Here is an 11,409-nt window from a genome sequence, read left to right as displayed (position 1 = left end):
ACTTCCTGTTCCGGGCCGACCTGATGCTGGCCGAGCTGGAGGCGTTCGTCCCCGCGGTGCTGGCGGCCGCGCGCGCGGCCCTGGAGGCGGCGGTGACCGACCTCGACTTCGTGCGCCTCGACGCGGCAGCCTTCGCGCAGGCGCCCAAGATCTCGATCGACTACGCGGTGATGGAGCGGACCGCCCGGGCCGGGGTGCTGCCGGTGTCGTTCTCGTGGTCGGATGTCGGCACCTGGGACGCGGTCTGGCAGGTGCTGGACCACGACGAGGCCGGCAACGCCGTGCGCGGCCGGGTCTCGCTGATCGGCACGCGGAACAGCCTCGTGCACAGCCAGGGCGAGGGCCTGACCGCGGTGGTGGGCCTGGAGGACGTGGTGGTGGTCTCCACCCCCGACGCGGTGCTGGTGGCCTCCAAGGCGCATTCGGGCCAGGTGAAGGAGCTGGTCGGCGCCCTGCGGGCGCAGGGCGCGCCGGAGGCGGACGCGCACCTGCGGATGTACCGGCCCTGGGGCTGGTACCAGCGCATCGACCTGGGCGAGCGCTTCCAGGTGAAGCGGATCCAGGTGGTGCCGGGCGGGCGGCTGTCGCTGCAGAAGCACTACCACCGGGCCGAGCACTGGGTGGTGGTGCGCGGCACCGCCGAGGTCACGATCGACGAGCGGGTGGTGCTCGTCCACGAGAACGAGGCGGTCTACTTGCCGATCGGCTCGATGCACCGGCTGGCGAACCCCGGCAAGATCCCCCTGGAGCTGATCGAGGTCCAGGTCGGCTCCTACACCGGCGAGGACGATATCATCCGCGTCGAGGACATCTACGGGCGGTAGGGTTGTGCTCGTCCCATCGGAAGCTGAGCTAGGGGACAAAATGGTGAAGGGACTAGGAAAGGCATGCCCGCAGCACTGCCCGTCCAGCTGCGATTTGCCCATGGCGGCCGCAGGCAAAGCTGCGGCAACATGGCGGCGGGCAGATGAACCCTCAGGCGTGGAAAGGGACACTTCCACCTCTACTCGCAACATAATCCGCGCGCAGAGACCATCACATCCGGTGCGATGCGCGATAATCAGTGCTCGCGTCAGACCCATGCTCCTGCCGCGCCTATTCCCGCGGCCACCAAACACGAGCGTATCACCTCCCACTGAACAGACTAGCCGAGCAGGGCGTGGCAGCGAACCAACGATCAACCACGCTTCCTTTTACCAGAAGCAACCACTTTCGAGTGAGAGCCAAGAGCCGGGCAGACGGCGGCAAGCCTCGTAGAGCAAACCCGCCACTCCTCTGAACGTAAAAACCCGAGCCGACGCTCAGTCGGAACGGGGGCGATGAAACATCAGCGGCAACGCTTGATTCCATAAGCGATATCATCGATAGCCAAGGCTAAAGAAACGACGAACCCGGAAGCTGGACGGCAGACGAGGTAACCGCTGGCATACTAGCTTCTCGAGCGTTGCTGCAAACTCGGGGAGAAGGTCAAGGGCTCAAGTTCCATGGTGAATACGGATAGAGTTCTGATGGGATATTATGGACTTCAGTCAGGTCGATACTCCTATGCCTAAGCCACGCTCTTCCACAAAATCGCCGAAAACGAAGAGCGCTATTACGAAATCCTAGTGAAACAGACACCCGCCACCAATGTCAGCATCATGCCTAAATAGGCGCCGCAAGTCGCTCGTCGCTTAAAGTGGAATTCAAAACCAGGGCCCGCATGACGGTACCTCAAATATAATGTTTAGCCACAGCAGGTTGCGCTTGGATCGAAGCATGCCCAATCCTTCAAGATCGTTTGTCTTTGTAATTCCATGGTTTGGAACCTTCGCCGGAGGGGCTGAACGCGCCATCTACGACTGGGCGAGATTGCTGTCCGATCAAGGATGTGACGTGCGAGTTTTCACGACAGCATCACAATCACCATACAAAGATTGGGTGCTGCATCAAGACCCACCAGGCGAGTACATCTGCAATGGAATAAGAACTATTAAGTTCAGAGTGTCTGACGAAAATTTTGAAGACTGGAAGTCACTCGCGGCCAAAATCGACGGCGGCTACCGACCCACCGAGGATGAGCAGAATTATTTCTTCAGATACGGTATTTTTTCTGATGATTTAGCCGAAGCCGTCCGAGCATTGCCTGAGCAATGCAACGTCATTGTCGGGCCCTATTTCCAAGCGCTCGCTCACCAAACTTTGTCGACAAATCCCGGAAGGTGCATCCTCTTTTCCGCATTTCATGACGAGGCTCCATTTCATTGGAAGCCGGTCAGCGACATGATTGAAAACGCACGTTCGGTTCTCTTCCTGACAGACGAGGAGCAAGATCTCGCACTTCGCCAGCATCCCGGCGCTATGGCAAAGATAGGAGGTAGAGGAAAGCTTGTTCAATTGCCGGTAAACTGCAGCCTTGCAACGCCTCCGTCGAAGCGCCACGAAAATTACGTCCTTTATATTGGCCGAATCGAACGAGGTAAAAATCTAAAAGAGCTGATCGAATGGCACCGGAAAGGTTACCAGGGTGCAAATAATCCCCCCAGACTCCTGGTCGCCGGCACAGGAGACGTTGACTTAGTCGACCCGCAAGTGGCAACATATGTTGGTCTAGTAAGCGAGGAAGACAAAATCCGTCTCATAAAAAGTGCGGTCGCACTTGTAAACCCTTCGCTCAATGAGAGTTTCAGCTACGTTCTGATGGAAGCTTGGGCGCAAGCAGTCCCTGTAATAGTCCATGAGTCATGTTCAGTGACTAGTTCGCACATTTATAGGGCGCGAGCTGGTTTCGCGGTCGGCTCGGCCGCCGATTATGCTGCAGCTGTCGACTTCCTAAGCATACAGGATAACCGGGAAGACTTCGGCATGTCCGGATTTCGCTATGTAACGCGCAACTTTAACGACGACGTAGCAGTAGAAAGTCTTTTTGAGGCAATGGTCGATGATCAGAATAGTTATTGATCTGCAAACGCTCACAAGCCCGGAGATCAATCGTGGGATTGGTCGGGTCGTTCTCTCGATTGCGAAAAAGATCAGCACACACGACATATCGATTGCGCCAATAATTGTTGCCTGTGAAGATGCTGAGATACCAGACTGGGCGAAAGACTTTCCGCTATGGACCTTACCTGCCAGCTCCCAACCGCCAGACCATATCGGCGACTTATTCTCTTCATTGTTAAACGACAAGGAAGGTGAATTCGAGGCCGTGCTCATCGGCAACCCCATGATGCTTAACATTGGCTTCCCGCACGCTTACAAAGGTCGGGCAAAGGTATTCCTGACAGTATACGATTTCATACCGTTAGAATCGGAGATCACAAACTGGCCTGCCAATCTTCAGTCAGAGTATATGGATAGGCTGAAATTTTTAGAAAACGACAACGTTTATAGCTTAACGATATCTGACTACGTACGTGATGACTTGAAAAGACGAACTGGGTCTGCGCACCAGCGTTCGAGAACAATACCAATAGGCGTAGACGATGAAATTTTCTGGCCACTCACCCATAAAAATATAAGCTCCGAAAAAATTTCCATTTTGGCAGTTGCCGGCGATCATCCTCGCAAGAACCTCCGGGGAACAATCAACGCCTTCGCTCATCTCTGCCATTCATGGAACTCTAACAAGGAATTAGAACTACTGCTTGTGTGTCATCTTAGCAAGGAGACGCGCGATGAAATCTTATCTCAAATCAAAAAATTGAAGATAGACTCCTATGTCCGCGTCTTGAACTTTGTTCACGAAGAAGCTCTTGGGAGTCTTTACAGAAACGCAAATGCTCTACTGTTTTTGAGTCGATCTGAAGGCTTCGGCCTACCCATAGCCGAGGCAATTTGTTCTGGCATTCCGGTTGTGGCCACGGATATTGAGGTATTCAGAGAAGTCGGAGGTGACTTAGCGCTTTACGTCGATCCGGATGATCTGTCCGCAACGTCGGAGGCGCTTCGGCGGGCGATTACTCTTCGTGCTGAACCTAGTTTCCGGCACGCTTGCGGCACGCGGAGGTCCAATTTTTCTTGGGACATATCCGCAAAGCAGTACACCACCTTCATAAAGGAGGTGTGCTCGCCGATTGCTCGCAGAAGACACTACCCACAACGCCTTAGTATAGCTTTTTTGACGCCGTGGCCGCCGCAAAAATCGGGCGTCGCAGATTACAGCAAGAATCTTGTTCCATATTTGTCGGATGAGCTCGATGTAAAAATATTTGCACCAGAGTTAAACGGTGTGCAGCCGGATGGAACTCTCCCCATCCGTGCCTTCGACTCTCGACAATTCAAGAGCTCGATCTATGCTATCGGCAATAATGCTACTTTTCACCGAGAGATATATGACAAAGCTTTGCGAACCCCAGGACATGTATTGCTCCACGACCCAAACATCCATCCATTTCTCCGCGAAGCATACGGGACAGCCCGCGGTAGCCTCTATGTCTCTGCTGTCGAGCAAGAGCTTGGGCCAAAAGACGAAGCCCAGATTAAGAGCTTAGATCTTTTCGCCCATCCTATGAACCTAGAACTAGCAATAAAGAGCTTATCGTTGACGCTTCACTCTAGGCGCTATGCCCTGGATCTGTGCGCTCGTGCTCAGGAAAAAGGTCTTCAGATTGCCGATCGTATATGGTCTATATCGCACGGGTCGTATTTCGAGGGGATCAGCAATCAGAAGAGGAGCGCGGGGAATAGTTTCACCGTTGGTATTTTCGGCAATATCAACTGGATTAAGCGCCCGGAGCTCACCGCTAAAGTAGTAAGACACATTAAGGATAGATCTTACCCAATCAGATTCCTGGTCGTCGGCGAAGCGAACGACCATTCAGTTGATTTTATACGCTATCTCAAAGAACTAGATGTGGCAAATGAGGTGGAATTCACTGGCTATGTAACTGAAGCCGAGCTTCAAAATAGGCTTTTATCTGTAGACCTTCTCCTTGCGTTGCGGTGGCCGACCTTAGGCGAAGCCTCAGGCGTGGTGTACCGTGCTATGGGCTTCGGCGTACCGGTAGTCTGCTCGGCGATTGGGCAGTTTGCGGAAATACCGGCCGGGTGCGTATGGCACGTCCCGCTAAGCGAAAATGAAGTCGACCAGATATCCGAAGCAATCATGTATCTATATCGCCGTCCCAGGACCGCTGCGGAACTCGGCCGGAACGGAAAGGCTTACACCGAGCGATTCGCGCGATATGACGAAGCAGGGGAGCATCTGTCTAACTTAGTTTATCAGACGATCTGACTATCGGATCGGTGAGGTGTAGAATGTTCGTTGAAACAGATATTAGCAAGTGTTTGCCGTCTTTCGGTCGTGAGGTCGTTAAGCAGCGCCTACAAAGCGCGTCTGCGACAAGCACGGTTTGGGCGTCCCGCGAGAGCGCGGCGCTATTTTCAGCTGAAAGCTCAACCGGACAGCTTGGAACTCTCGACTCGGTGTTAACAGTGGGCTGGGATCGGTCGGAAGACCACCTCGCATGGTCAGTTGGCTCAGAGTGTAAAATCCACATACCTGTCCCGGAAACATGGAGTGCGCCGTTCGTGCTTCAGATTTTCTGCAGTGGTTTCTACCACGACGCGCCAGGGCAGCAGATTGGGATTACATTGCAGTCCGGTTCTGTCATCGAACGCCTAATCGACCGCAGCGAGCAACATTTATACATACCGGTTTCCGAAGAAGATGTATCCGGTGGATTGATAAAGATAACCCTGCTTGTGTCGGCCCCGATCTCTCCAGCGGAGATAGCTTCGGAGTCTACAGACACTCGGCGGCTCGGGCTTGCTGTTCATTGGATCAAAATACTTCAAGATATGCGTCAGAAATCGGCTGTAACAAGGACGGTTTGGGCGTCCCGCAGAAGCGCGGCGCTTTTTTCAGCTGAAAGTTCAGCCGGGCAGCTTGGAACTCTCGACTCGGTGTTAACAGTGGGCTGGGATCGGCCTGAAGACCACCTCGCATGGTCAATTGGCTCAGAGTGTAAAATACACATACCTGTCCCGGAAACATGGAGTGCGCCGTTCGTGCTCCAGATTGGCTGCAGTGGTTTCTACCACGACGTGCCAGGGCAGCAGATTAGGATTACATTGCAGTCCGGTTCTGTCATCGAACGCCTAATCGACCGCAGCGAGCAGCATTTACACATACCTGTTTTTGAAGAAGATGTGTCCGGCGGGTTGATAGTGGTAACCGTTCTCGTGTCGGCCCCGATCTCTCCAGCAGAGATAGCTCCGGAGTCTGCAGACACTCGGCGGCTCGGGCTTGCTGTTCATTGGATCAAAATTCTCTCAGACGCCCGGTATGCCGCGGTGGAGGAGGATCCTGGCCGTGAATTAAGTTCGCCTTTGGATGTTCCTAGCTCCGAAGACGCACCGATATTGCCCCACCTTCAAATATTTACCGGTCGTTCATTACATGATTTGCTAGTCAGTGGCTGGCATAACTTTGAAGAAGCCGGCACTTGGAACTGTCAGAGTCCCGCGGAACTGGAGCTGCGGCTTGCACGGCGCGAACGTTATTTTGTAACTATGTCAGTTGAGGTATTTAATCCCCGACGAAAAGATATTAATATTGATTTCATTACGATCGGAGGTCGACAGAAGTCGTTCCGGTTCACAGGCCGCTCACGAACGAGGTCTATAGAGATTCAGATTTCGCCAAATGATATTGACAATCGAGGCTTTTGCGCTCTAAAGATTAGATCTAATTCACTGTTGTCGCCTTCAGAAGTAGGGAAAGGTGGCGACGATAGACTTATCGGGTTTCGCATCACCTCCCTCCAGATTTCGAACTTGTCTTCTTTAAATAAATCGTTGTTGTTGAGGAGAATGCTTTCAAGCCGCTTTAGGCCGTTTGCTGGCCACAGAAAAAGGTAAGCTACCGGCGGATAAAGTGTGGCTTGATACTGTGATAAATTCTATATTTCTGGTTTGCACTTCAGATTTTCAGCGCAAAAATCATGTTTTACTCCCTTGATCGTTCATAGCAAACGGCATATCGTGGAAAAACGGCTGCGCTTTGGTATGCTACGAGAATGACATGCTGAAATGTGAGAAACGTAACTTTAGCCACCGCTATTACCCAGCGTGTCCGGAGATGTTGCGAACTCGCTATTTCGCGACAGCTTAGAGCATTGCGCCCTGGGTAATATGCGAGTAGCCAATCTAATATGGCTGAGCTTCACGGGCCTTCGTAAGCTGCGGCCAAAGAGGTGGAAGCTGCTGAGGCCGAGCTTCATCAATGAGCGCGCAAACGCCGGATTGCGAGTGGTTGCGAAACGTGGCTTAAAGAAGACATAATGGTCTAACGACCGCTATGGCTTTTTCATATCGAGTACGCCTGGCGGAATCATCCTCGAAATAACTCGGAGTGAACATGGCTCGCATTGATGCAGATGGACTCGACAGCTTCATCAAGTTGGTGGACAGTCGCTACTCGGGGAGATTGGATCACCCTGAAGTTGTACAGACCTTCTATCCGCTCGAGTTTCAATACGAGACCCACGTAGATGAGAATCTCAATCCCTTCTCCGAGGAGTATTTTGAAGCGCAGCTGAGGCTCTACAAGGAGATTTCGGGGCGGAATCTGAACCAATGGGACGGAGAATTGCATCCCGTTCACGTCGACTCGCTAGTTCACGAAGCAAATCCGCTGGGAGTAAAAAATACTAATTTTGTTGCGGAGCAAGTTCGTGCCCTTACAACAATGTTGGCTTTATGCCAACTTGGAGAGACCCCGAAGGTTCTTGATATGGGTGCAGGTCACGGGTTATCTTCGGAAGTGTTTGCCTTTTGCGGCTGCGATGTTCACTCAGTTGATATAGACCCTCAATTGAGCGAGCTTGCCACGCGGCGCGCAAGAGGTCGAGGGCTAGCGGTCAGAAGGACTGTGGCAAATTTCGACGATCTGTCAAGCCTTTCGAGCAGCACCTACGACGCTGCGTTCTTTTTCCAGTCGCTACACCATTGTTTAAGGCCGTGGGAACTTATATCCAATCTAAAGGAGAAAATGAAAATTGGCGGAATCATTGCTTTTACTGGCGAGCCCATCAATTATCGGTGGCGTAATTGGGGTATCCGGCTTGATCAAGAGTCTTTGTACGTTGCGCGTAAATATGGATGGTTCGAGTCAGGATGGTCACACGCATTCATCCGCAGGTGCTTTGCGGTAAATGGTTTTGCCTTGACTTTTTTTAGCGGCGGCCACGGTAATGGTGAAATAGCCATTGCGTCGAGTGATGCCGCAAAGGTTCAAAGGGCTGAGGTCATGTGTTCGGAACTGGGAGTTGTGAAGCGGTGGCCAGTGGAGGATGATCCGCAGCTATAATTCTACGGTTCGTAATGCTTGAGACCCCTGATGCGACGGACTTTCCGCCTCTCTTAGGGGGGCAAGCGATGCTGTCGGACGTTCTTAAGCCGAATTGGGGCTGCTGGTTTTTCGCTTGGTCTGCGCCATCGGGCGAACCTCTTCCGACTCCCAGACCGTAGTAACCGATCAACTGGCACCGTGCCGGGTCTGAACGCGGTGTGCAAACATCCGGTCACGGCCGGCGCCGGTCGGCGCCGGTGAACACCTCCAGGCGCCGGTTCGGCTCCAACATAGCCATACGCCCTGAAATCGACATGTGACGGAGCTCCCAATCCGTACCCTATGTCGCCTTCACACCGCCCGCCGGAACGTGCCGCCCAGACAGCGCTCTGATGTCCGCTGTCAACGACATGGCCGAGCATGACCGCCCCCTCTGACGAGGGGTGAGTGTCATATGTACGCGCACGGGTGGAGGCGGGACCTGAAGGACGTCGGTGATCAAGCTCTGATGCGCGGGTTGGCTACCGCATTCCCGAGTTTGCGTCCGGGGCTGTCCCGATCTTACAGCGGGCGTCGGCCTACTGGCCGGCCACAAAGCGTCTGACGGGCGTTCCCCTGCCGTGGTCCCGCCCCCGCCGATGCGCGAGGGTGATCGGCCGCTCTGCGGCGACGTCAGGCGGCCTGTGCCTCGCGGGCGACCGACCACATGAAGCCGACGAGCTCGCGGGCGATGGCGGTGCAGACCACCGTCGCTTTCTTTCCCCGGCCGCTCAGCGCCCGGTAGCGCGCCGTCAGGCGACTCTGCGCCTTTCAGGCAATCTCGCGCACCTTCGGCGGCGCGGCCTCCAAGCGGTAGAGCTTCTCCGCCCCGACCTTGGGTGGATGGCGGTAGGTCCAAGGTACGCATCCGGCGAAGGCCGCCTTGTGAGCTGGCCGGTTGAGGGTAACCGATCGGCTGGCACCACGCCCGGTCTGAGCGCGACGTGCTAATCTGCTCGGATGTTGGTCGACGAAGATCGCATCGACGAGGCGGTGCTCGCCCTTTTGTGGCTGACGCTCCACGACGGGCGTCGGGCCTGGAAGGGCTTCGACTGGGCTGCGCTGGGCCGGCTCCACGCCAAGGGGCTCATCGCCGATCCGGTCGGACGCGCCAAGTCGGTGGTGCTGACCGACGAGGGATTGCGCCGGTCCGAGGCGCTGTTTCGGACCCTGTTCACACAATCCGACTGACGCGCCAGGGCCGCAGCGTTCTCAGGCCACGGCTTGGAGCGTGGGGGTGCTCGGGTAGGCCCAGGGCAGAAGCTCGTCGAGGCGCCGCTGCGGATGGCCGTCGACGATGCGGGTAATGACGTCAGCCAGGTAGGCCTGCGGCTCGACGCCGACGAGCTTACAGGTCTCGACCAACGAGGCGATCACCGCCCAGTGCTCGCCCCCGCCGTCCGAACCAGCAAATAGGGCATTCTTCCGATTCAAGGTCAGAGGCCGGATCGCGCGCTCGACGGTGTTGGAGTCGATCTCGATGCGCCCGTCGGCGAGGAACAGGCTCAGCCCCGCCCAGCGGCTCAGGGCGTAGCGGATCGCCTCCGCCAGGTTGCTCTTGCGGCTCAAGAGGCCGAGCTTCTCCCGCAACCACGGCTCCAGTGCATCGACGACGGGCCGGCTTCGTTCCTCACGGGCCGCCCGTCGCTCCTCGGCCGGGCGGCCGCGGATCTCGGCCTCGATCCGGTAGAGCAAGGCGATGCGCGACAGCGTCTCCGTGGCGATCGGCGAGGCGGCAGCGAGGTCATAGAATTGCCGACGCACATGGCTCCAGCAGTAGGCCAGCCGCACTGCGCCGCCCTTGGCCAGACTCTCGTAGGCCGCGTAGCCGTCGACCTGGAGCACGCCTGCAAACCCGGAAAGATGCGCGATCGGTCGTCCAGCCGTGCGATCCGGGGCGTAGACGTAGGCGACGCCGGGCGGATCGGTCCCGCCCCAGGGCCGGTCGTCGCGCGCATACGCCCAAAGCTGGCCGGTCTTGGTGCGGCCGCGGCCCGGATCGAGCACCGGTGCCGTGGTCTCGTCGGCAAACAGCTTGCCCGAGCGCTTGAGCGTCTCCAGCAGCCGCTCATGCACGGGGCGGAGGAGGAAGGCGGCGCGTCCGACCCAGTCGGCCAGCGTCGAGCGATCCAGGCTGACGCCCTGGCGGGCGAAGATCTGCGCCTGCCGGTAGAGCGGCAGGTGGTCGGCGTATTTGGAGACCAGCACCTGCGCGATGAGAGCGTCGGTCGATAGGCCGCCCTCGATCAGCCGCACCGGTGCCGGAGCCTGCACGACCGCGTCCCCGCAGGCGCGGCAAGCGTAGCGCGGACGGCGGATCACCAGCACCCGGAACTGCACCGGCACCACGTCGAGGCGCTCGGATACATCCTCGCCGATCCGATGCAGGGCACCCGCGCAGCATGGACAGGCGGTGCTGTCGATATCGACGAGGCACTCGACCCGCGGCAGGTGGGCGGGCAGCGCCCCACGGTTCGTGCGCCGCTTGGCCCTCCGCGCCTCCTGCTTGGCCGGTTCTTTCTCCTCGTCGGCAAAGCTTGCGGCCTCGACCTGCTCGGCCTCCTCCAGCCCGAGCAGGAGCTGATCCTCCGGCAGGCTCTCGGCGCGGCGGCCGAAGCGGTGGCGCTGCATGGCCAGGATGATCTGGCGCAGCCGCTCGTTCTCGGCGCGCTCCTCGGCGAGCAGCGCCTTGAGCGTCTCGGGATCGTCGGACGAGGGCGAAGCAGGCGCGGCCACGAAGCGGATTAGAACAGATTTGCCAGCGACTTACCACGGCGATGAAGCCCGCTGGCCAGCCTTTTTGCTCAGCTGGCCACCACCGGCACGCCCACGGCACGGGCCGCATGGACGCGCTTCCAGTCCAAGCCTTCGACGAGCGCCGCGAGCTGCGCCGCGCTCAGCCGGACCACGCCGTCCTCGATTTTCGGCCAACAGAACTGACCCGCCTCCAGACGCTTGGTCGCGAGGACCTGATCCTCCCTCGGTGGCGCGGACACAGGGAGATCATTTCGCGGTCCTCTCGGCTTGCTCGGGCGTGAGATAGCCGAGTGCCGAGTGGATGCGTTGCCGATTGTAGTAGCCCTCGATGTAGGCGA

At 56.9% G+C, this 11,409-nt stretch carries 9 protein-coding genes and 1 pseudogene; 6 read left to right on the top strand and 4 right to left on the bottom strand.

The genetic code is table 11. From position 1 onward, the window contains the following. The 5 genes from ACLBXO_RS30775 to ACLBXO_RS30755 all read left to right on the top strand — a co-directional run. A partial coding sequence (locus ACLBXO_RS30775; RefSeq protein ID WP_447687787.1) for a mannose-1-phosphate guanylyltransferase/mannose-6-phosphate isomerase occupies window positions 1–824 on the top strand: 824 nt, incomplete at its 5' end. A 934-nt stretch (window positions 825–1,758) separates the two neighbouring features. After that, window positions 1,759–2,940 (top strand): glycosyltransferase family 4 protein, encoded by a 1,182-nt coding sequence (locus ACLBXO_RS30770; protein WP_447687786.1) that lies wholly within the window; start codon window positions 1,759–1,761, stop codon window positions 2,938–2,940. After that, complete coding sequence (locus tag ACLBXO_RS30765) at window positions 2,921–5,215, top strand: glycosyltransferase (protein ID WP_447687785.1); 2,295 nt, start codon at window positions 2,921–2,923, stop codon at window positions 5,213–5,215. Before ACLBXO_RS30770 ends, ACLBXO_RS30765 begins: the two co-directional genes overlap by 20 nt. A gap of 23 nt (window positions 5,216–5,238) precedes the next feature. Next, complete coding sequence (locus tag ACLBXO_RS30760) at window positions 5,239–6,843, top strand: hypothetical protein (RefSeq protein WP_447687784.1); 1,605 nt, start codon at window positions 5,239–5,241, stop codon at window positions 6,841–6,843. Window positions 6,844–7,342: 499 nt separating this feature from the next. Then, a complete protein-coding gene (locus tag ACLBXO_RS30755; protein ID WP_447687783.1) occupies window positions 7,343–8,293 on the top strand; it encodes a class I SAM-dependent methyltransferase in 951 nt (316 codons plus the stop codon). A 654-nt stretch (window positions 8,294–8,947) separates the two neighbouring features. Here ACLBXO_RS30755 and ACLBXO_RS30750 read toward each other — a convergent pair. After that, window positions 8,948–9,172 (bottom strand): annotated as a pseudogene (locus tag ACLBXO_RS30750) (IS110 family transposase); the annotation flags it as partial. Window positions 9,173–9,274: 102 nt separating this feature from the next. On the opposite strand from ACLBXO_RS30750, the gene ACLBXO_RS30745 reads away from it, so the two are divergent. After that, on the top strand, window positions 9,275–9,505 hold the full coding sequence (locus tag ACLBXO_RS30745; protein ID WP_447687782.1) for a DUF6429 family protein: 231 nt from the start codon (window positions 9,275–9,277) through the stop codon (window positions 9,503–9,505). A 21-nt stretch (window positions 9,506–9,526) separates the two neighbouring features. On the opposite strand, the gene tnpC is transcribed toward ACLBXO_RS30745, so the two are convergent. The 3 genes from tnpC to ACLBXO_RS30730 all read right to left on the bottom strand — a co-directional run. Continuing rightward, on the bottom strand, window positions 9,527–11,050 hold the full coding sequence (gene tnpC, locus ACLBXO_RS30740; RefSeq protein WP_447687781.1) for an IS66 family transposase: 1,524 nt from the start codon (window positions 11,048–11,050) through the stop codon (window positions 9,527–9,529). Between the two features lie 68 nt (window positions 11,051–11,118). Further along, window positions 11,119–11,310 (bottom strand): IS66 family insertion sequence element accessory protein TnpB, encoded by a 192-nt coding sequence (tnpB, locus tag ACLBXO_RS30735; protein WP_447687780.1) that lies wholly within the window; start codon window positions 11,308–11,310, stop codon window positions 11,119–11,121. Window positions 11,311–11,317: 7 nt separating this feature from the next. Then, window positions 11,318–11,409, bottom strand: a 92-nt coding sequence (locus ACLBXO_RS30730; RefSeq protein ID WP_447687788.1) for an IS3 family transposase, incomplete at its 5' end; no start/stop codon positions are given.

The sequence above is a fragment of the Methylobacterium sp. C33D genome (assembly GCF_053345825.1).
Note: the sequence above shows the minus strand (reverse complement) of the source record. Positions and strands in the feature narration are given on the sequence as shown.